This window comes from Mesorhizobium sp. M7A.F.Ca.US.008.03.1.1, assembly GCF_003997495.1.
Taxonomy (GTDB): Bacteria; Pseudomonadota; Alphaproteobacteria; order Rhizobiales; family Rhizobiaceae; genus Mesorhizobium.
This window is the reverse complement of record NZ_RZRU01000017.1, coordinates 122,944-144,066: the sequence shown is the minus strand read 5'-3', so window position 1 is coordinate 144,066 and position 21,123 is coordinate 122,944. Positions and strand designations below refer to the sequence as shown.

At 62.6% G+C, this 21,123-nt stretch carries 20 protein-coding genes; 12 read left to right on the top strand and 8 right to left on the bottom strand.

Translation table 11 applies throughout. The features are described from left to right. Positions 1–210: 210 nt before the first annotated feature. A complete protein-coding gene (gene panB / locus EOA16_RS22690; RefSeq protein ID WP_127260234.1) occupies positions 211–1,053 on the bottom strand; it encodes a 3-methyl-2-oxobutanoate hydroxymethyltransferase in 843 nt (280 codons plus the stop codon). Between the two features lie 228 nt (positions 1,054–1,281). Between panB and EOA16_RS22685 the strand changes: the two genes are divergently transcribed. From EOA16_RS22685 to EOA16_RS22675, 3 genes are all read left to right on the top strand, one after another. Then, positions 1,282–1,680 (top strand): NADH:ubiquinone oxidoreductase subunit NDUFA12, encoded by a 399-nt coding sequence (locus EOA16_RS22685; protein WP_013531353.1) that lies wholly within the window; start codon positions 1,282–1,284, stop codon positions 1,678–1,680. A gap of 123 nt (positions 1,681–1,803) precedes the next feature. Beyond that, the gene (locus EOA16_RS22680) at positions 1,804–2,394 is read left to right on the top strand and encodes a DUF2155 domain-containing protein (protein WP_127260233.1); all 591 of its coding nucleotides are present in this window, start codon (positions 1,804–1,806) and stop codon (positions 2,392–2,394) included. A gap of 73 nt (positions 2,395–2,467) precedes the next feature. Continuing rightward, positions 2,468–2,854 carry a hypothetical protein gene (locus EOA16_RS22675; RefSeq protein WP_127260232.1) on the top strand — a complete coding sequence of 129 codons (387 nt, stop codon included), beginning with the start codon at positions 2,468–2,470 and terminating at the stop codon, positions 2,852–2,854. A gap of 9 nt (positions 2,855–2,863) precedes the next feature. On the opposite strand, the gene aat is transcribed toward EOA16_RS22675, so the two are convergent. From aat to EOA16_RS22645, 6 genes are all read right to left on the bottom strand, one after another. Continuing rightward, positions 2,864–3,481, bottom strand: coding sequence for a leucyl/phenylalanyl-tRNA--protein transferase (gene aat, locus EOA16_RS22670; protein WP_127260231.1), 618 nt, complete (start codon positions 3,479–3,481; stop codon positions 2,864–2,866). 12 nt (positions 3,482–3,493) lie between these two features. Then, positions 3,494–4,837: an acetyl-CoA carboxylase biotin carboxylase subunit gene (gene accC / locus EOA16_RS22665; protein WP_023812133.1), complete on the bottom strand. Its 1,344-nt coding sequence runs from the start codon at positions 4,835–4,837 to the stop codon at positions 3,494–3,496. A 10-nt stretch (positions 4,838–4,847) separates the two neighbouring features. After that, complete coding sequence (gene accB / locus EOA16_RS22660) at positions 4,848–5,306, bottom strand: acetyl-CoA carboxylase biotin carboxyl carrier protein (protein ID WP_127260230.1); 459 nt, start codon at positions 5,304–5,306, stop codon at positions 4,848–4,850. 26 nt (positions 5,307–5,332) lie between these two features. Further along, positions 5,333–5,767 carry a type II 3-dehydroquinate dehydratase gene (aroQ, locus tag EOA16_RS22655; protein WP_127260229.1) on the bottom strand — a complete coding sequence of 145 codons (435 nt, stop codon included), beginning with the start codon at positions 5,765–5,767 and terminating at the stop codon, positions 5,333–5,335. Between the two features lie 149 nt (positions 5,768–5,916). Then, positions 5,917–6,720, bottom strand: a complete 804-nt coding sequence (locus EOA16_RS22650; RefSeq protein WP_127260228.1) for a DsbA family protein — start codon at positions 6,718–6,720, stop codon at positions 5,917–5,919. 60 nt (positions 6,721–6,780) lie between these two features. Beyond that, entirely contained in the window at positions 6,781–8,175 is a 1,395-nt protein-coding gene (locus EOA16_RS22645; RefSeq protein WP_127260227.1) for a M48 family metalloprotease, read from the bottom strand. 145 nt (positions 8,176–8,320) lie between these two features. On the opposite strand from EOA16_RS22645, the gene EOA16_RS22640 reads away from it, so the two are divergent. Both EOA16_RS22640 and EOA16_RS22635 read left to right on the top strand, forming a co-directional pair. Next, complete coding sequence (locus tag EOA16_RS22640) at positions 8,321–9,469, top strand: aminotransferase class I/II-fold pyridoxal phosphate-dependent enzyme (protein WP_127260226.1); 1,149 nt, start codon at positions 8,321–8,323, stop codon at positions 9,467–9,469. A 4-nt stretch (positions 9,470–9,473) separates the two neighbouring features. Continuing rightward, positions 9,474–10,439 (top strand): glutaminase, encoded by a 966-nt coding sequence (locus EOA16_RS22635; protein ID WP_127260225.1) that lies wholly within the window; start codon positions 9,474–9,476, stop codon positions 10,437–10,439. Between the two features lie 102 nt (positions 10,440–10,541). On the opposite strand, the gene EOA16_RS22630 is transcribed toward EOA16_RS22635, so the two are convergent. Then, the gene (locus EOA16_RS22630; protein ID WP_127260224.1) at positions 10,542–13,478 is read right to left on the bottom strand and encodes a ribonuclease E/G; all 2,937 of its coding nucleotides are present in this window, start codon (positions 13,476–13,478) and stop codon (positions 10,542–10,544) included. Between the two features lie 655 nt (positions 13,479–14,133). On the opposite strand from EOA16_RS22630, the gene EOA16_RS22625 reads away from it, so the two are divergent. The 7 genes from EOA16_RS22625 to EOA16_RS22595 all read left to right on the top strand — a co-directional run bounded on the left by EOA16_RS22625 (position 14,134) and on the right by EOA16_RS22595 (position 21,007). Then, the gene (locus tag EOA16_RS22625; RefSeq protein WP_127260223.1) at positions 14,134–15,396 is read left to right on the top strand and encodes an N-acetylmuramoyl-L-alanine amidase; all 1,263 of its coding nucleotides are present in this window, start codon (positions 14,134–14,136) and stop codon (positions 15,394–15,396) included. A 1-nt stretch (position 15,397) separates the two neighbouring features. Further along, a complete protein-coding gene (locus EOA16_RS22620) occupies positions 15,398–15,580 on the top strand; it encodes a hypothetical protein (protein WP_127260222.1) in 183 nt (60 codons plus the stop codon). A 30-nt stretch (positions 15,581–15,610) separates the two neighbouring features. Further along, positions 15,611–18,067, top strand: coding sequence for a penicillin-binding protein 1A (locus tag EOA16_RS22615; protein WP_127260221.1), 2,457 nt, complete (start codon positions 15,611–15,613; stop codon positions 18,065–18,067). 118 nt (positions 18,068–18,185) lie between these two features. Beyond that, positions 18,186–19,317, top strand: a protein-coding gene (gene prfB, locus EOA16_RS22610; protein WP_127260220.1) for a peptide chain release factor 2 whose coding sequence is annotated in 2 segments (ribosomal slippage) — positions 18,186–18,251 and positions 18,253–19,317 — 1,131 coding nt in all. Because the reading frame shifts where the segments join, the coding sequence is not laid out codon by codon here. Positions 19,318–19,395: 78 nt separating this feature from the next. Further along, positions 19,396–19,815: a GFA family protein gene (locus EOA16_RS22605; protein WP_127260219.1), complete on the top strand. Its 420-nt coding sequence runs from the start codon at positions 19,396–19,398 to the stop codon at positions 19,813–19,815. Positions 19,816–20,103: 288 nt separating this feature from the next. Continuing rightward, a complete protein-coding gene (locus EOA16_RS22600; RefSeq protein ID WP_127260218.1) occupies positions 20,104–20,481 on the top strand; it encodes a hypothetical protein in 378 nt (125 codons plus the stop codon). Positions 20,482–20,638: 157 nt separating this feature from the next. Further along, positions 20,639–21,007, top strand: a complete 369-nt coding sequence (locus EOA16_RS22595; protein ID WP_127260217.1) for a GFA family protein — start codon at positions 20,639–20,641, stop codon at positions 21,005–21,007. Positions 21,008–21,123 lie beyond the last annotated feature (116 nt).

Below are 21,123 nucleotides of genomic sequence, written 5' to 3'. Positions count from 1 at the left end.
CGCCGACAACTCCAGACATGCCAGCCCTTGGGCTGCAAAGGTCTATCAGGACGCCAGAAAGCGAGGGTGCAGACACCCTCATGCCGTTCGCATCCTTGCCAGAGCTTGGCTCAGAATCCTCTGGCGCACCTGGCAGGACGGTACACTCTACAATCCAGACAGACACCCCGCCGCAGCCGTCTTGCTCGCCAAAGGTTGACACAGGAAGTCTCATGCGTCATCCCTGCTGTTTGTCGCCGAAAAGACATGGCCGGGGCCCGGGAATGTCCGGTTTCGCACTTCTGACGCATAGCTCTTTGCGGCATGCGAGATCACGCTGCGCAGATCGGCGTATTCCTTGACGAATTTCGGCACGCGATCGACGGTCAGCCCGACCATGTCGTCGATGACCAGGATCTGGCCGTCGCAGTCGCCACTGGCACCGATGCCGATGGTTGGAATGGCGAGGCGGCGGCTGATATCGGCGGCGACGGTCTCGACTGTGCCTTCGATGACCACCGAGAATGTGCCGGCGCTTTCGACGGCAAGCGCATCGCGAACCAATGCCGCAACAGCCTCCTCGGTGCGGCCTTTGATCTTGTAGCCGCCATCCTTCTCCACCGATTGCGGCTGCAGGCCGATATGTCCCATGACCGGAATGCCGGCGGCGACGATGGCTGCGATCTGACTGGTCATGTCGACGCCGCCTTCGAGCTTCACCGCCTGGCAGCCGGTTTCGTCGACGACCCGACGCGCCGAGGCGACGGCTTGCGCCGCCGTGACCTCATAGCTGCCGGCCGGCAGGTCGACGACGACGCAGGCACTGGCCGAGCCGCGCATCACGGCTTGCCCATGTGCGATCATCATCTCCAGCGAGGCACCCAGCGTCGTCTTGTGGCCATGGAGGACCATGGCGACGCTGTCGCCGACCAGAAGCAGGTCGACATGGTCATCGAGCAGACGGGCGATAGGATAGGTATAGGCGGTCAGGCAAACGATCGGCATGCCGCCCTTGCGGTGGCGAATCGCCTCAGCGCTGATGCGGATGTCGGTGGTCGGCAATTTGGTGGCCAATCGTCGCCTCCTTTGGCCTCAAGCGGGACTGGATACAAGCATGGGCGCGCTGAGCTTTAGAAATACCGCAAAGGCTTGGCAAGCGTGCATGCAGCGGCCGGGAGGATCACAGGCTTGTGTCGGGTTTCTGGCAAGCCATTTGCGCGCATGCTGTGGCAAAAGCCTTGCCTTCGGCAAGGCCTGACGCCATAAGCAGGAAACGGGCGCTGCCGGCGCGAGGGTTTTGAAATGAAGACTTTCCTTACGCAGTTTTTCACCTGGTGGAACAGCCAGACGATAGGAACCCGCCTGCACACGTGGCGGTATGGCAAGAAGGTCGGCCAGGACGAGACCGGCAATTTCTACTACGAAGGCGGCATCGATTCGGAAGGCCGCACGCGCCGCTGGGTCATCTACCGCAATTATTCGGAAGCTTCGGCGATACCGCCCGGCTGGCACGGCTGGATGCACCACCGCGTCGACGTCGCGCCGTCCAGCGAGGACTACAAGCCGCGCGACTGGCAGAAGCCGCATCAGCCCAATCTGACCGGCAGCCCGGCGGCTTATCGCCCGAAGGGCTCGGTGCTGACCAATCAGCACCGTCCGCAGGTCACCGGCGACTATGATGCCTGGACACCCGGGTCGTAGCGACAGGGTGCAAGCCGGTCCTTTATCGCCACAATTGGTGTTTAGCTGCTTGCTGATCAGAAAACGGCGACTAGCCTTGGCGATCGACAGAATCACCCGGGCGCGAACCACCGGTATCTTTGCATGAGCTTTTCTTACTCAATATCGGCCAGTCTGGCGCTAGCCGCCGGTCTTGCCGTCAGCACCGTGGCCTTCGCCGCTTCGCCTGAGCCCGCGGCACCCGCGCCGGCACCGCCCGCGGGAGCGGACCGGGTGACCAATGCCGTTGCCGAGTTTGCCGGTATCGACAAGATCACCGGCCGCATCATCACCTTCGATGTCTATATCGACGAGACGGTGCAGTTCGGTGCTTTGCAGGTGACGCCGCGCGTCTGCTATTCGCGGCCACAGACCGAAGAGCCGAAGACAGATTCTTTCGTCGAGGTCGACGAGATAACGCTCGACCGCAAGATCCGCCGCATCTTCACCGGCTGGATGTTTGCCGAAAGCCCCGGTCTCAATGCCGTCGAGCATGCTGTCTACGACGTCTGGCTGAAGGCCTGCAAGCAGAAGTCGGATGTGCCGGCGCCCGACGGAGCCAAGGCTGACGCAACCAAAGCGGACGTTCCCAAGCCCGCCGCAGCCAAACCGAAAGCCGCGACCACTCCGGATGTCACAGCGCCTGATGTGACGGAGCCGGACGCTTCGGAACCCGATACCACCGACACCAACTGATCCCCCGGAACCGTCCTGGCCACAATGCGTTGGGCCACGGACGAGCGCCATTATGCGCAAGGAGGATCTTCCGATGTCAGACAGCAAACGGATCACGGCTGGCAAGGCCGAATTGCTCGAACTCGAAAAGGGGTTCTGGACGGGCGACGCGGCCTATTACGCGGCCAATGCAGACACCGAATGCCTGGTGGCATTTCCGCAGATGGCACAGGCGATGGACAATGCTGATCTCGCCAAGACCGCAACCAATCCCAACCGCTGGCGGGACCTTAAGATCGACCTCAAGGGTATTATCGAGCCGGGCAGCGACATCATCATGCTGACCTACGAGGCACATGCGACACGCGAGAACGGCGAACCCTACGCCGCGCTGGTCAGCACCGGCTATGTCCATCGCGTCAACGGCTGGAAGATGATGTTCCATTCGCAGACGCCATTGGAAGCCGCCACCGGGAAGTAGGCTCGATCCTCAGGGATAGAATACGGCCTCGCCCTTCAGCGCGTCGGCGAGCATCTTCTCATATTTGCCGCGCGGTACGTCGACCGCGCCGAAGCGCTTGAGGTGCTCGGTGGTGAACTGCGTGTCAAGCAGAGCAAAGCCCCGCGCCTTCAAGCGCTCGACGAGGTGGAAGAGGCAGGTTTTTGACGCGTCCGTCTCCCTGGCGAACATGCTCTCGCCAAAAAACACCCGGCCGAGCGATACGCCATAGAGGCCGCCGACCAGCCGATCCTCGCGCCACGCCTCAACCGAATGACAATGGCCTATCCGATGCAGTTCGACATAGGCTTCGCGGATCGGCGCGTTGATCCAGGTCGAGCGCCGTTCCACCCGCTTCTCGGCGCAGCCGTCGATCGTGGCTTCGAAATCGAAATCGAAACGGATGTCGAAGGGGTTCTTCTTGATCGTTTTCCTGAGGCTTTTCGGTGCGTGAAAACCATCGAGCGGAATGATGCCGCGCGTCTCCGGCCGCACCCAGAACACCTCCGGGTCGCCGGCACTTTCGGCCATCGGGAAGACGCCCGAGGCGTAGGCCTTGAGCAGCAGGTCGGTGGGGATGCGATAGCCGGGCGCGTAGGGGCGGGTCATCGCGTCTCCGCGCTACTCTTCCTTGGCCAGGTATTTTTCCAGCCAGTGGATGTCGTAGTCGCCATTGGCGATGTCGGCATTGCCGACGAGATCGCGAAACAGCGGCAGCGTCGTCTTGATACCGTCGACGACGAACTCGTCCAGGGCGCGGCGCAGGCGCATCATGCACTCGACGCGATTACGCCCATGCACGATCAGCTTGCCGATCAGGCTGTCGTAATAGGGCGGGATCTTGTAGCCGGAATAGACGCCGGAATCCACTCGGATGCCTAAACCGCCCGGTGTGTGGAAATGGGTGATCGTTCCGGGCGAGGGGGTGAAGGTGCGCGGGTCCTCGGCGTTGATGCGGCATTCGATGGCGTGGCCGTTGAACTTGATGTCCTCCTGCTTCACCGAGAGGCCGCCCCCGGAGGCGACGCGGATCTGCTCGTGCACGAGGTCGATACCGGTGATCGCTTCCGTCACCGGATGTTCGACCTGCAGGCGCGTGTTCATCTCGATGAAGTAGAACTCGCCATTCTCGTAGAGGAACTCGATCGTGCCGGCGCCGGAATAGCCGAGGTCGGCGATCGCCTTGGCGCAGATGCCGCCGATACGGGCGCGTTCTTCGGCATTGAGGGCGGGCGAGGGCGCCTCTTCCCAGACCTTCTGGTGGCGGCGCTGCAAGGAACAGTCGCGCTCGCCGAAATGCACGCCGCGGCCAAAACCGTCGCCGAACACCTGCACCTCGATATGGCGCGGCTTTTCCAGGTATTTCTCGATGTAGACGGCATCGTCGCCGAAGGCGGCACCGGCTTCCGTGCTCGCCGTCTGCAGGGCGATCTCCAGGTCAGCCTCGGTGAGCGCGACCTTCATGCCGCGCCCGCCACCGCCGGCCGATGCCTTGATGATCACGGGATAGCCGATCTCGGCGGCAATGCGCCTGGCTTCCTTCTGATCGGTGACGGCGCCGTCCGAACCGGGCACAACCGGAATGCCGAGGCGCTTGGCGGTTCGCTTGGCCTCGATCTTGTCGCCCATGATGCGGATATGGTCGCCGGACGGACCGATGAAGGTGATGTTGTGCGCGGCCAGTATGTCGGCGAACTTGGCGTTCTCCGACAGGAAGCCGTAGCCCGGATGCACGGCGTCGGCGCCGGTGATTTCGCAGGCCGCAACGATCTGATGGATGTTGAGGTAGCTGTCGCGCGATGGCGGCGGGCCGATGCAGACGCTCTCGTCGGCGAGCCGCACATGCATGGCGTCGGCATCGGCGGTCGAATGCACCACCACCGTCTGGATGCCGAGTTCCTTGCAGGCGCGCAGCACCCGGAGGGCGATTTCGCCGCGATTGGCGATGAGGATCTTCTGAAACATCAGGCCCGCTCTACTCGATCACGACGAGCGGCATGCCATATTCGACCGGCTGCGAATCCTCGAAAAGGATCGCGGTCACCGTGCCGGCGCGTGGCGAGGGGATCTGGTTCATCGTCTTCATTGCTTCGATGATCAGCAGCGTCTGGCCTTCCTTGACCTTCTGGCCGACTTCGATGAATGCCTTGGCGTCCGGCGACGGCGCCAGGTAGGCCGTGCCGACCATCGGTGAGGTGACCGCATTTTTGGAAAGGTCCGCCACGACTGGCACGGCAACGGCGGCAGCCTGCGCTGCTGCCGGCGCATAGCCCGGTTGCGGCGCCGCGATTGCATGAACGGCCGGCGCCTGCCGCGAGACGCGCACCTTCAGGTCGCCCAGTTCAACCTCGATCTCGGTGAGGTTGGTGTCGTTCAGTATGCCCGCCAGATCGCGGATCAGTTGCTGGTCAACACCGGTCTTCTTTATCGACATTTTCGAGCCTTCTGTTTGTTGGCCGGTCATAGGCGTGCGGCCAGCGCCTGTAGCGCGAGCGTATAGCCGAGCGGCCCAAAGCCACAGATCATGCCGACGGCGACCGGCGCGACCATGGAGACGTGGCGGAATGGTTCCCGCGCATGGATGTTGGAAAGATGAACTTCGGCCACCGGCAACGGTGCGACGGCGCGGATGGCGTCGTGGATGGCAATCGAGGTGTGGCTGTAGGCGCCCGGATTGATGACGATGCCGACAGCCTTGTCGCCAGCTTCCTGAATCCAGTCGACAAGGTCGCCCTCATGGTTCGACTGGCGGAAATCGATCTCGAACCCCAGCGCCGTGCCTGCCTGCTTGCAGTCGTCGGCAATCGCGGCAAGCGTCTTGCCGCCATAGATGCCCGGCTCGCGCCTGCCGAGCGCGTTGAGATTGGGACCGTTCAGGACGAAAACCGTTTTCAAAAAAGCCGACCTTTCCCGGCGCCGTCATCAAGCCGGCGCGCTGGGCCCTCTATAATGGGCATAGCCGCCCGCGGAAAGAGCGCAAGTGCGTTCTTTCACTGTCCACAACAGGCGGAAATGTGCCCGTGAGAAATAGCTGGCGAGCAAGATCAGAGCGCGGCTTTCGCCGCCTCGATCTTTTCAGCCAGCACTTCCTGCCCGAGCGCCCCGAACACAACCTCGTTGCCGACGACATAGGACGGCGTTCCGGTGATCGCCAGCTTGTTGGCAAGATCGTAGGTCTTGGCGAGGGCCTCGTTGATTGTCGGGTCCTTCATCTTCTCGCGCAGCGCCGCTTCGTCGGCGCCGAGCGATAGCGCGACCTTCATGGCCGCCGCCTCGGTGGCGCGTCCCTGGCCGCCGAGCAACGCATTGTGGAACTCGCCGTACTTTTCCGGGTGCATCAGGTGGAAGGCCATCGAGACCACGCTCGCCTTCTGCGAATCCGGTCCGAGGATGGGGAATTCCTTGAGCACGAAACGCAGGTCCGGATCGGTCTTGGTCAGCGCCTGCATGTCGTCGATGGCGCGTTTGCAGAAGCCGCAATTGTAGTCGTAGAACTCGACGATGGTAACCTTGCCGTTCGGATTGCCGACGACGCCGTCGAAGGCGGAGTTGAAGATCTGGTCCTTGGCATTCTTGATCACGCCGAGATGAGCGATGCGCTGCTCTTCCTTCTGCTTGGCCTCAAGCGCATCCTGGACCTCCAGAAGAACTTCCGGGTTTTTCAACAGGTAGTCGCGGATGATGCCTTCGACCTCGGTGCGGTCGATCTTGGTATCGGCCGCCGCCGTCTCGACCGGCTGCGCGGTTCCGGCCTTGGCGATCTGCGGGTTTCCGGCAACGAATCCGAAAGCCAGCATGGCCAGAGCGACCGCAACCCCCGTGGTGCCCAGCAGCAGTGCCTTTTTCATCGTTCCTGTCCTTCTACCTGTTTTCCGGTCTGGCTATGTCGTGGCGCGCGGCCGGAAGGTTCACTTGATCTTGGTTGACGGCCTGTAGTTTATGATATCCTGGGCGCGAAGCCAGCGCGGCTCGCCGCGTTTCATCTGCTGCTGCGCCCGCATGGCGAAAATCTTCGCATCCTTGTAGTTGCCGGAGTAAAAATGGCTTTCGGCGGTGGCAAGTTCAGCGCCGGGTATGTCGCCCAACTCGCCATAGGCCTGTGCCAGATAGCGATATCCGGCTGAATTTTCCTTGTCGCGACCGAGGCCATTGTTGATCTGCACGACGGCTTTTTTGAGGGAGTCGGGCGTGCCGACGGCCATCAGCGCCTGGCCCACGGACACCGGCAGCAGACCGGACCGAGCGGAATCGAGGCTGACCGCCTTTGCATAGGCGTCCGCAGCTTCCTTGGGTTTGTTTGCTTTCATCAGGATGTCGCCGCGCAGTTCCTGGAAGTAGGCATTCTTCGGCTGCGCTTTGATCAGTGCATTGGTCTTGGCGAGCGCGGCGGCGATGTTGCCGAACAGGTAGGTCGACTGGGCGTCGCCGTACTGCGCGGCGAGGGTTCCTTGCAGCTTTCGCATCAGCCGCGACGCGGCCGCCTGGCCTTCCATGTAGACGGCGATCTTCACCCGCATCATGTCATGGCGCTGCTGCAGCGCGGGCGGGTCTGGCCTGTCGACATTGGGGTCCTGTTTCACCAGCACTTCGAGATTGGCGATGCGGTCCTGCGGCATCGGATGGCTGATCCGATATGGATCGACCTGGGCGCCCGAAAGCGAAAGTGCGGTCTGGAAGCGGCGGAATGTCTTCAGCATGCCCATGCCGGACTGGCCGGTGGCGTTGAGATAGGTGATCGCCGAGCGGTCGGCCGTCATCTCCTCGGTGCGCTGATAGGCGAGGATGCTGCGCTGTGCCATCTCGCCGCCGCCAGCGGCCACGCCCATGCCAGCGCCGGCGAGACCGCGGCTGCTGGTTGTGGCACCGGCGACAATGGCGCCGGCGCCAAGCAATGTCGCGATGACGGCCATCGTCTTGGCTCGTTCGAGCTGGTCGCGCAGCTTCTGCTGGTGGCCGCCGGCGATATGGCCGGCTTCGTGCGCGATGACGCCGATGATCTCGTTGGGCGTTTCAGCCGTCATCAGCGCGCCGGTGTTGATGAACAGCCGGCGCCCGGTGACGAAGGCGTTGAAACTCTGGTCGTTGACCAGAACGATGTCGATGCCGTCATTCGCCAGGCCGGCCGCCCTGAAGATCGGCCGTGCGTAATCGCGCACCAGCGCCTCTATCTCGGCGTCGCGCACCACCGGCACGTTCTGGGCGAAGGCGCTGACCGAGCCCGCCATTGCAACGGCAACGCCAAGCGAAAGCGTCGCGAAGACGCGCGCTGCCTGGGCAATCGTCGATCTGGGTCGGCTCAACATGATGGCTCCACTGGTAAACGAGCGGGCGAAAGATGAAAAGTCGGCGCCGGAAACTTCCTCAACTTGTGATCCTCACATCAATCGGGCATTTGTGCGGCACATGCGCCAGTGCCTGGCGCCGTCAGTCATCGGGAATACTGGTTAAATGGTCGTTTCGCTCTCACGCCGTGGCAATGTCGAGCCCTTCCATGCGATGGACATTCTGGCAGAGGCAAACCGGCTGAAGTCCCAGGGCGTGCCGGTTGTTTCGATGGCCGTCGGCCAGCCCTCCGATCCCGCACCGGTTCTGGTTCGCGCCGCAGCCGCCAAGGCGCTGCAGGATGGGCGCATCGGCTACACCGACGCGCTGGGACTGGCAGGGTTGCGCAAGGCGATTGCCGGACACTACGCCGATCACTACGGACTTGATATCGAGCCCGGCCGGATCGCGGTGACCACTGGATCGTCGGCCGCCTTCAACCTCGCCTTCCTGGCGATGTTCGATCAGGGTGACCGGGTCGCTATCGCGGCACCCGGCTATCCTGCCTACCGCAACATCATGGCCGCCCTCGGCATCGAGGTGGTCGAGATCGAGATCGGCGACGCCGCCTATCTGCATGCCGGCCATCTGGAGGCCGCGCATCGAGAAAAGCCGCTGAAAGGCGTTCTCTTCGCCAGTCCGGCCAACCCGACCGGCGCGGTCATACCGGCCGATGAACTGGCCGCCCTGGTAAGGACGGCACAAGACCTCGGCATCGCCGTCATCTCCGACGAAATCTATCACCGGCTGGCCTATGCCGCCCCCGACACCACGGCGCTTTCCTATGGCGGCGATGTGACGGTGATCAATTCCTTCTCCAAATATTACTGCATGACCGGCTGGCGCATCGGCTGGATGGTGCTGCCGCAGGACCTGGTGCGGCCGGTCGAGCGTGTCGCACAGAGCCTCTACATCTCGCCGCCGGAGCTATCGCAGATCGCCGCGATCGAGGCGTTCAGGGCGACCGAGGAATTGGAAGCGGTCAAGGGCCGCTACGCCTGGAATCGCGAACTCCTGATGAAACGCCTGCCGGAGCTCGGCTTTCCGCTGGCGGCGCCCATGGACGGCGCCTTCTATGCCTTTTGCGATGTCACCCGGCATACCAACGACAGCATGGCCTTTGCGCGAAAGATGCTGGCTGAAGCGCATGTCGCGGCAACGCCCGGCCGCGACTTCGACACCCAGGCGGGGCACCGCATGATGCGGTTTTCCTATGCCGGCAGCCACGACGACATGGTCGAGGCGATGACGCGCATTGAACGCTGGTTGAGGTAGCGCCATGCCGGAACTCGAACAGGCCCCCAAACTTGATCAGGCCCCCAAACTTGATCAGGCATTGGCCGAAGTCGCCGCCGAAATGGCCGATCGCAGCGATCGTGGCGACGTCGCCACCTACATTCCGCAGCTGGGGAAGGTCGATCCGAAGAAATTCGGCATCGCCGCCGTCACCAATGACGGCCGCGTGCTAATGGCGGGTGACGCCGAGCAGGCCTTTTCGATCCAGAGCATCTCGAAAGTGTTCACCCTGACACTGGCGCTCGGCAATGTCGGCGATGCGCTGTGGCAAAGGGTCGGGCGCGAACCGTCCGGCAATCCGTTCAACTCGATCGTCCAGCTTGAGCATGAGAACGGCATTCCGCGCAATCCGTTCATCAATGCCGGCGCCATCGTCATTTCCGACATCCTGCTTGCCGGCCACCAGCCGCGCGAGGCGATCGGCGAGATCCTGCGCTTCATCCAGTTCCTCGCCGATGACGAGACGATCATCATCGACCGTGAGGTCGCGGCGTCCGAACGGGCCACCGGCTACCGCAACTTCGCGCTTGCCAACTACATGAAATCCTTCGGCAACCTCCACCATGCGCCGGAGTTGGCGCTGGGCGTCTACTTCCACCATTGCGCCATCGCCATGAGTTGCCGGCAACTGGCGCTCGCCGGCCGCTTCCTCGCCAATGGCGGCAAGAACCCGGCGACCGGGCATTCCGTGGTGTCGGCCGAACGGGCACGCCGCATCGGCGCGATGATGCTGACCTGCGGCCACTATGACGGCTCCGGCGATTTCGCTTTCCGCGTCGGCATCCCCGGCAAGAGCGGCGTCGGCGGCGGCATATTGGGCATCGTGCCTGGCGTGGCGTCGCTTGCCGTCTGGTCGCCGGGCCTCAATGCCAACGGCAATTCCAAGCTGGGATCGATCGCGCTGGAAAAGCTGGCCAAGATGATGAACTGGTCGATCTTCGCGCCGTAGCCTGTCGCGATCCGGCATAACGCCAGATAAGAAAATCCCGCACCGTCTTCGAGACGGCGCGGGATTTTTTTGTCAGAGAACTAGCTCAGGTGGCTGAAAGGCTTAGAAAAAGCCCTTCCGCTGCCACCATCCGCCGCGTTTCGGCTTGTCCTCGGTCTTGTCCTCAGCCTTGGCCGCGGGCTCTTCCGCTACGGTCGAAGACACCACCGGCTCGACCGGCGTACTCACCGCCGCCGGCTTGCGCCGCGATGGGCGGGCCTTCGGTGTCTTCTCGACAGCCACCGCCTCGTCGGACGCAGTGGCCGACGTCTCGACCGGTGCTTCCGCCTCGGCAGCCGGCTCCTCGGCGACGATTTCGGCCGCGGCCTTCTTCGGCTTGGCGGCACGGCGTGGCTTCTTCGGCTTCTCCGTGCTCGGCGCGTCGTCATTGGCCGGAGCAAGCGCCACCGGCTCTTCGGCCGCTGCGGTAACCACCGGCTCTCCGGCGATCACCTCGGTTGCCGGGACTTCGACTTCGGACGCGTCGGCTGCTTCGCCAGCACTTGCCTCAGCCTCGCCTTCACCGTCTTCGCGGCGGTTGCGCTTGCCGCCGCGCTTGCCGCGCCGGCGCTTCTTGCCCTGGCCTTCGTCCGAAGCTTCAGCTGTCCCAGACGTTTCGGCAACACCAACAGGGACGTTGTCGTCCGCTTCCGTGTCGCCATCGCTGGCGGCCGAGTCCGGGTCCGAAAACTCACCGGCCGGAGCCGAGACGGAGGCACCGTCCGCAGGGGCGCCATGTTCGCGATCGCGATCCTTGCCGCCGCGCCGACGCCGACGCTTGCGGCGCTTGCGGTCGCGGCCTTCGCCTTCCTCGCCACCGGCGGCAGCAGGGCGGGGTTGTTGCTGGGGCTGCTGGCGTGGCTGTTCGGCCTGCACCGGCGCCTCGTCATCATCCTCGACCACGACAATCTCGTCTTCGGGCTCTTCCGGCTCGACATAGGCCGGGAAGCTGCGCGCCTCGACAAAGCCCTCCGGCTTTTCAGCCAGCGCGCCGCGGAAGATCGCATAGTGCTGCGAACCGACCGAATCGTCGGCCTCGATGGTGATCGTCAGCCCGAAGCGGCTTTCGAGTTCGACCAGCGTGCCGCGCTTGTGGTTGAGCACGTAGAGTGCGGTCGCCGCCGGCGTCCGTACCGTGATGTGGCTGCGCGAATCCTTGAGCAGGAATTCCTCGATCGCCCGCACCACCATCAGCGCGACCGACGAATCGGAGCGCACATGGCCGGTGCCGCCGCAATGCGGGCAGGGCTTCATGGTCGATTCCAGCACGCTGGCGCGGATGCGCTGGCGCGACATCTCCATCAGGCCGAAATGCGAGATACGGCCGACCTGGATGCGCGCACGATCGTTCTTGAGGTGATCCTTCAGCCGCTTCTCGACGGAGCGGTTGTTGCGGTTTTCCTCCATGTCGATGAAGTCGATGACGATCAGGCCGGCAAGATCGCGCAGCCTGAGCTGACGCGCGACTTCCTCGGCCGCTTCCAGATTGGTGTGGAGCGCGGTGTCCTCGATCGAGTGCTCCTTGGTGGAACGGCCCGAATTCACGTCGATGGCAACCAGCGCTTCGGTCTGGTTGATGATGATGTAGCCGCCGCTCTTCAGCGTCACCTGCGGCTGCAGCATGCGGTCGAGCTGTGCCTCGATGCCGTTGCGCACGAAGATCGGCGTCGTGTCGCGGAACGGCTGAACCACCTTCGCGTGGCTCGGCATCAGCATGCGCATGAAGTCTTTGGCCTCGCGGTATCCTTCCTCGCCGGAGACAAGAATCTCGTCGATATCCTTGTTGTAGAGGTCGCGCACCGAGCGCTTGATCAGGCTGCCTTCCTCGTAGACCAGGGCAGGGGCCGTGGACTGCAAGGTGAGATTGCGGACATTTTCCCAAAGCCGCATCAGATATTCGTAATCGCGCTTGATCTCCGCCTTGGTGCGGCTCTCACCGGCGGTGCGCAGGATGACGCCCATGCCCTGCGGCACTTCGAGATCGGCAACGACCTCCTTCAGGCGCTTGCGGTCGACAGCGCTGGTGATCTTGCGCGAAATACCGCCGCCACGCGCCGTGTTCGGCATCAGCACCGAATAACGGCCGGCCAGCGACAGATAGGTGGTCAGCGCCGCGCCCTTGTTGCCGCGCTCTTCCTTGACGACCTGCACCAAGAGGATCTGCCGGCGCTTGATCACTTCCTGGATCTTGTACTGGCGGCGCACCGGCTTGCGGCGGTTGCGCACTTCTTCCAGCGCATCCTCGGCACCGACCGATTCGACCTCGTGATCATCCGGATGCGAGGACTGCACTTCCTCGAGCATGCCGCGATCATTGTCACCCGACGTCGCTTCGTTGCCCTGTTCGGCCTGCGTGACGGGTTCGGAAATCACATCGGCTTCGACCGAGGCTGCGATCGACGTCGGACCGCCTTCGCGGGTTTCGCCTTCGTCCTGCTCGGCGGAATCCTCGCCATGTTCGGACGCATCGGCATGTTCGGACGAATCAGCAGCATGTTCGATGATCTCGGACGTGTGCGAGATGTCCTCGACACCAGCGTCGGCGCCTTCTTCTGCCTCGTCGGCAGCGTCGCTTGCCTCGCCGGAATCGGCTGCGTCGCGCTTGTGCTCGCCCCGGTCGCGGGGCTTGCCGCCGCGCCTGCGGCCGCGGCGTCCGCGATCGCGGCTCTGGCGATCATCGCCGTCGCCGTCCTCGTTCTCTTCGTCCTCAGCCTCCTGCGCTTCCGCGCGCAGCAGTGCCTGACGATCGGCGACCGGAATCTGGTAGTAGTCGGGGTGAATTTCACTGAAGGCGAGAAAACCGTGACGGTTGCCGCCATATTCGACAAAGGCTGCCTGAAGGGAGGGCTCTACGCGCGTTACACGGGCTAGGTAGATGTTTCCTTTGAGCTGCTTCTTGTCCTGGGATTCAAAGTCGAATTCTTCGATACGGTTACCGCGTACGACGACAACGCGTGTTTCCTCCGGGTGGGAGGCGTCTATCAGCATTTTGTTGGGCATTATTTCGTTTCCCCCCGGCAGCCTTCAGCCGCAGCTTGCGAGGCAAAGCCTGCTGCTGCGTGTCTGGAATGTGGGTGCCGGATATTTGAACGTCCGTCGGCCGCCGCCTGAGCGCCATGGCGGTGCCGCCCGCAGCCATAATGGCGCGGTTTGATGCGGACCTTTCCATGATTGCGCTTGAAGCCATCGTCACCAACAGAACCTTTTGAACCAAAGCCCGGACGAACCGGACCAGCTTGTTTGCTCATACAGAGCCGGCGCGGGAACAAACCCGGCCGTTTTCCTCACGCAGGCGATTCCCCCGCCACGGGCGCACACCTGCGAAATTCGTCGCGATCACCTGAACCCTTTTCGCGTGAAGCGAAAGGAGCCGCCTTTTTCATCTGACCCTGTAGCAGGAAGCTGCGGAGGAGGGCGGTTCCAGGATTGCAGTGATCCACCGTCGCTTTTATGATTTGGCGGGGTGGAAGGCAACCCCGATTTCCGATGCCGGCAAAAAGCCGTTCCGTAGCGTAAGCCAAGCTTGCGGCCCTTGCATGAAAAGGCTTGGTTAACCTTCTCTGGATACCAATCGTTAATCGAGTTCGCGGCCTAACCGGCATTTGGACGAAACGACCGGGCGCCGGGCGCCAAACCGGGAGCGACTGGAAGAGAGATGGGATTGGCGGACTTCACAGACAAGGGATGTCGTGTCGGCGGCCGGATCCTGGCCGCTTTCTGCCTCGTGCTGCTGCTGGCGGTCTCATCCGCATTGTCCTCAAATGCCAATGCCGCCGACGCTCCGCTCGTGGCAAAAGGCTACAAGATGGCCGGCGATGCCACCAAGATGCGCATCGTCATGGATTTCGATCGCGAACCCGATATCAAATGGTTCCTGTTGCGCGGTCCCAACCGTCTTGTCATCGATCTCGCGAATACGAGATTCGCCGTTGATGCCAAGGATTTGAAGGCGCGGGGTTTGGTCAAGGGCGTGCGCCTGGGCGCCCTTGGCGAGGGCGTTTCGCGTCTGATCCTCACCGGCAAGGGACCGTTCGCCGTCGACAAGCTCGACGTGCTCAAGAACGAGGACGGAACCGGCTACCGCATTGCCATCGACATGTCGGCGGCATCCGAGCGGGAGTTCGATGTGGCACTTGCCAATCAGGCGCTGACCACCGGATCGACCGTTTCGACCGACAAGGGAGAGCGGGTCGGCACCGGGCCCGTCTCCAATCCGGGCCATCGCTTCACCGTCGTCATCGATCCCGGCCATGGTGGTATCGACGGCGGTGCCGAGGGCCTGAACGGCACCATCGAAAAAAACGTCACGCTGGCCTTCGCCACGGAGCTGCGCGACAAACTCGCGGCCGTCGGCAATTACGATGTGTTCATGACGCGCGACACAGACGAATTCCTGCGTCTGGACGACCGCGTGCGCATCGCCCGTCAGCATGAGGCCGACCTGCTTATTTCGATCCATGCCGACACGATCAGCGTCAAAGGCATTCGCGGCGCCACCGTCTACACCGTCTCCGACAAGGCTTCGGACCCCGAGGCGCAGGCGCTTGCCGACCGTGAGAACCTCTCCGACCAGTTCGCCGGCATGGAAATCAAGAACGACAACAAGGAAGTCACCGACATCCTGATCGACCTGATCCGCCGCGAAACGCACAATTTCTCGATGAGTTTCGCCCACACGCTGGTTGGCCAGCTGTCGACCAGCGTCGGCCTCATCAACAATCCGCAGCGTTCTGCGGGCTTCAAGGTGCTCAAGGCACCCGACGTGCCGTCCGTGCTGGTCGAACTCGGTTATCTCTCGAACGCCAAGGACGAGGCGCAGTTGCTCAACGCCGACTGGCGCGGCAAGGCGGCCCAGAGCATAACCAACGCCGTCGCGCTGTTCGCGTCGGCCAAGGCCGGACCGGGAGCCGGAGGTTGACATGCAAGGCGACGCCTGCAACCAGCGGGCGGCGTTGCGCGACGACAACACCCGGTGCTTTTATTTCCGGCTCGCGGCCGCGAAACCAGGCATTGCCGTATTTTGTCCACATGGCGGCGACAAGGGTTTTCGATTACGGATTGGGACCGGCTCGAAAGCTTGCGCGAAAGGCGGCTTCGTTTAGGAAATTCCCGAACCAAGGACTGGAGCGGGTATGATTCGTCTCATTGGCTATTTTTTCGGCATCGGCACGACGCTGGCCCTTCTGGTCGCGGCGGGCGTTGCGATCTACATCGGCCATTTGTCGAAGGATCTGCCCGACTACGAGGTGCTGGCCAAATACGAGCCGCCGGTGACCACCCGCATCCATGCGTCGGACGGCGCGCTGATGGCCGAATATGCGCGCGAACGGCGCCTGTATTTGCCGATCCAGGCCATACCGGACCGCGTCAAAGCGGCTTTCCTGTCGGCGGAAGACAAGAATTTTTACAACCACCCGGGCATCGATGTGACCGGCCTCGGCCGCGCCATCATCGTCAACCTGCAGAATCTCGGCTCGGGCCGGCGTCAGGTCGGCGCATCGACGATCACCCAGCAGGTGGCGAAGAACTTCCTGTTGTCCTCGGACCAGACCTACGAGCGCAAGATCAAGGAGATGATCCTGGCCTTCCGCATCGAGCAGGCCTATCCTAAGGATCGCATTCTCGAGCTCTACCTCAACGAAATCTTCTTCGGCTTCGGCGCCTATGGCGTCGCCGGTGCGGCGTTGACCTATTTCGACAAGTCGGTCAACGAACTGTCCGTGGCCGAGGCCGCCTACCTGGCCTCCCTGCCCAAGGGGCCGAACAACTACCACCCTTTCAAGCATGCCGATCGCGCGATCGAGCGCCGCAACTGGGTCATCGACCAGATGGTCGAGAACGGCTACGTCACGCGTGAGGAAGGCAACAAGGCCAAGGCCGAGCCGCTGGGCGTGACGCCGCGGCGCAGCGGCACCTATCTGTTCGCCGGCGAGTACTTCACCGAAGAGGTGCGCCGCCAGATCATCGCCCGCTACGGCGAGAACGCGCTCTACGAAGGCGGCCTCTCCGTCCGCACCACGCTCGATCCGAAGATCCAGCTCATTGCCCGCAAATCGATGCAGAACGGATTGATGAAATACGACACGCTGCGCGGCTATCGCGGGCCGGTGACATCGATCGACGTGTCGGGCGACTGGGGCGTGCCGCTGGGCAACGTCAAGGGGCTGGAGGATGTACCCGAATGGTCGCTCGCCGTGGTGCTCGACAGTTCGGCGACCGGCCTGTCGATCGGCCTGCAGCCCGCACGGCAGGCGTCGGGCGAGATCGTCAAGGAACGCGTCGAAGGCACTATCAGCAGGGAGGACATGGGTTTTGCCATGCGCCATGTGGTCGCCGGCAGGACCGTCAAGGCCAAGTCGCCGGCGGAGGTGCTGAAGCCGGGCGACGTCATCTTCGTGCAGAAGAACGATGGTGCTGACGGCACCTACAGCCTGCGCCAGGTGCCCGAAGTGGAGGGCGGCCTGATCGCCATGGATCCGCACACCGGCCGCGTGCTGGCCATGGTCGGCGGCTTCTCCTATGCGCAGTCCGAATTCAACCGCGCCACGCAGGCCATGCGCCAGCCGGGCTCCTCGTTCAAGCCGATCGTCTATTCGGCAGCGCTCGACAATGGCTATACGCCGGCCTCGGTGATCATGGACGGACCGATCACGATCCAGAGCGGCAACACGAGCTGGACGCCGAAGAACTATGACGGCACCGTCGCCGGTCCGGCGACCCTGCGCTCCGGCATCGAGAAGTCGCGCAACCTGATGACGGTGCGGCTTGCCAACGACATGGGCATGAAGCTGGTCGTCGAATATGCCGAGCGCTTCGGCGTTTACGACCATCTGGCGCCCTATCTGCCGATGGCGCTGGGCTCCGGCGAAACCACCGTGATGCGCATGGTGTCGGCCTATTCGATCATGGCCAATGGCGGCAAGTCGATCAAACCGTCGCTCATCGACCGCATCCAGGACCGCTACGGCAAGACGGTGTTCAAGCAGGACGAACGTGGCTGCCAGGGTTGCAATGCGCCTGAATGGCAGAATCAGCCGGAGCCGGAGCTCGTCGACAATTCCGAGCAGGTGCTCGATCCGATGACGGCCTACCAGATCACCTCGATGATGGAAGGTGTCGTGCAGCGCGGGACCGGCGCGACCATCGCCGAACTCGGCCGCCACATCGCCGGCAAGACCGGAACGACCAACGACGAAAAGGACGCCTGGTTCATCGGCTACACGCCCAACCTCGTCGTCGGCCTCTACATGGGCTACGACACGCCGCGCGGCCTCGGCCATGGCGCCACCGGCGGTGGTCTCGCGGCCCCGATCTTCAAGGACTTCATGCGGGTGGCGCTGGACGGCACGCCCAATGTCGACTTCAAGGTGCCCGAAGGCATGAACCTGGTCGCCATCAATCGCAAGACCGGCATGCGTGCCGCATCGGGCGATCCCGGCACCATCATCGAAGCCTTCAAGCCAGGCACAGGTCCCGCCGACAGCTATTGGGTGATCGGCATGGGCGCCGACGGCTCCAATGCCACCGGCGGCGCGCTGTCGCCGCAGGCCAATCAGGCCATCCAGTCCGGCGGCGGTGGCCTCTACTGACAATTTTCAGGAGCGGATGGGCTGGCCTTGGCGCCAGCCCATTTTGCTTTACAGCCGGCGGCGGCCTGCCTATGTATCGCGCCGACCGATTTCAGCAAACAGGACAGAACAGCCAGCCATGCGCGCGGAAACGCAGAACATTGTCGACGAGATCAGGCAGGCGATAACCCTGCTGAGGAGGCATCTTTGACTGGGATCAGGCCATAAAGCGGCTTGAATACCTCAATGTGCGCGCCGAGGACGCCAGCCTCTGGAACGAGCCGCTGGAAGCGCAGAAGCTGATGCGCGAGCGCCAGGGCCTCGAAGAAGGCATCGCCTCGGTGAAGGGTCTGACACAGGCGCTGGAAGACAATATCGGCCTGATCGAGCTCGGCGAGGAAGAGCGCGACGAGGACGTGATCGCCGAGGCGGAAGCCGCGATCCGCTCGATGCAAGGCGAGGCGAAGGCCCGCCAGGTCGAAACGCTGCTGTCGGGTGAAGCAGACTCCAACGACACCTATCTCGAAATCCATGCCGGCGCCGGCGGCACCGAAAGCCAGGACTGGGCCTCGATGCTGCTGCGCATGTACACGCGCTGGGCCGAGCGCCGTCGCTTCAAGGTCGAAGTGCTGGAAATGCATGACGGCGAAGAGGCCGGCATCAAGTCCGCCACGTTGATGATCAAAGGCCACAATGCCTATGGCTGGATGAAGACGGAATCGGGCGTTCATCGCCTGGTGCGTATTTCGCCCTATGACAGCAATGCGCGCCGGCATACGTCCTTCGCCAGCGTCTGGGTCTATCCGGTCATCGACGACACGATCGAGATCGACGTCTCCGAATCCGATGTCCGTATCGATACCTATCGCTCGTCCGGCTCGGGCGGCCAGCACGTCAACACCACCGATTCGGCGGTGCGCATCACGCATCTGGCCACCGGCATCGCGGTCGCCTGCCAGGCCGAACGTTCACAGCACAAGAACAAGGCCAAGGCTTGGGAGATGCTGCGCTCGCGCCTCTACGAGGAAGAGCTGAAGAAACGCGAGGCGGTTGCAAACGCCACCGAAGCGTCGAAGAGCGATATAGGCTGGGGTCACCAGATCCGCTCCTATGTGCTGCAGCCCTACCAGTTGGTGAAGGATCTCCGCACCGGCGTCGAGAGCACCAGCCCGTCGAGCGTGCTTGATGGCGACCTCGACGATTTCATGGAAGCCTCGTTGTCGCAGCGCATCGAGGGCGGTGCGGGCGAAGCCGTGGCGGACCTGGACTAGGATATGCCCATATTCAGGTGAGGCTGGCCTGACCTCAATTTATAAATAGCCCTGCGCACAACCGCGACGGAGAAGAGAGTGCCGAGCAAGCTCACCGGAAAGTGCTTTTGCGGCGCGGTTCATTACGAGGTCGCCGACGAATTCCTCTATGCCGCGAAATGCCATTGTTCGAACTGCCGGCGCACCACCGGTTCGGCCTTCAAGCCTTTCGCTGGTATCGAGCGTGAAAAGCTTGCCCTCACCGAAGGCGGGGACAAGCTCCTGATCTTCGGCGACGAAAGCGGCCATAACGCGCATTGCGGCCGGTGCGGCTCCTTGCTTTATTCGCTCGTGCGCGACGGCGCCTACGTCCATGTCGCCATGGGAACCCTCGTCGATGACCCGTCGATCCAGCCAACCGCACACATCTTCGTCGGTTCGAAGGCGGGTTGGTTCACCATCACCGATGACCTGCCGCGGTATCAAGAGCACGTGATTGCCGGCTCTGACCAGCAATAGGCTGGAACCACAGCGGGCCAATTCCGTTTATCCGACGCCCGTTTGCCGGGAATTGACCTTGGCCTCATCTCGTCGGCGGTAGCGGATACCTGACGTCTATAAAACGATGTCGGGAATGCATTTTCTTGCGTCGACCAAGGAATCAGCCCAGCATCCAAGGGCTGGGAGAGAAAAAGCATTTATGGCCGGACGCGGCATATCTGCGACCTGACGATCCGGCCACTGGGAAGATACGTTCCGGGAACGGGCAAGCGAAACGCTTGATGCTCGTTTGAAAGGAACGTTTCCATGTCTGCTGCCACACTCAGATCGGCCAATGCCGTTCAACCGGCTGGCCGACTTTTGTTTTCCCTGTTCGCGATCGGCGCGATGGCAATGCTGACGGCACCTGCCTTCGCGCATGACGCCACGCCCACGGCGGCAAAGCCACAAGGCTGGAGTTATCCGTTCGCATGCTGCGCCAACTATGATTGTCGCACGACCCATACAGGCGAAGTGCTGGAGAAACCTGAGGGCTATGTCATCGCGGGAACGGGTGAGGTCGTTCCAATGACCGACAAGCGTGTCAAGGACAGCCCGGACGGCGAGTTCCACTGGTGCGCGCATCAGGCCGGTCTCGACGCCGGCAAGACAATCTGCCTGTTCGTGCCGCCGCGCTCCTATTGACGACAGGACGGCGCTGGGACGTCCGCGGTCGCGTGTGACGGGGGCCGCATGCCGGGTTCCGCGGTTCGGTGGATGCCTGCTGACGGACAGTTGTCAGGAGCACCTCTTTATGCTGCCTTTGCCGCACAGGGTGGCGGGCGACAGGAGGAGTTCGTTGATGACCATCAAGGCAAGCTGTCATTGCAAGGCGACGACATTCGAAGTTTCGCAGGCACCGCAGACGGTGACCCAATGCACCTGTTCTTTCTGCTCGAAACGCGGCTCGCTCTGGGCCTACTACCTGCCTTCGCAATTCAAGCTCACCAGCCCGATGGAGAACGTCTCTTTCTACCGTTGGGGGTCGAAAACCGTAAAGCACGGTTTTTGCGCCACCTGCGGCTGCGGCACCTTTACCGAAACGCCGGACTGGTCGACCGGCAAGCCGGATTTCGACAATCCCAAGATCAGCGTCAACTCGCGGCTGTTCGATGATTTCGATCTCGACAAGGTCGAAGTGGTGGTCATAGACGGCAAGAATCTTTGGTAGCCTGATCCAAACCATTCCGGCACGGCGATGCGGCGCCACTGCCGGGTATTGGTCTCTCGGGAAAAGCCGTGAGCGGCGCTTTTGCCGTTCCGCTTTTCGCCGCAATTCGTGGTACA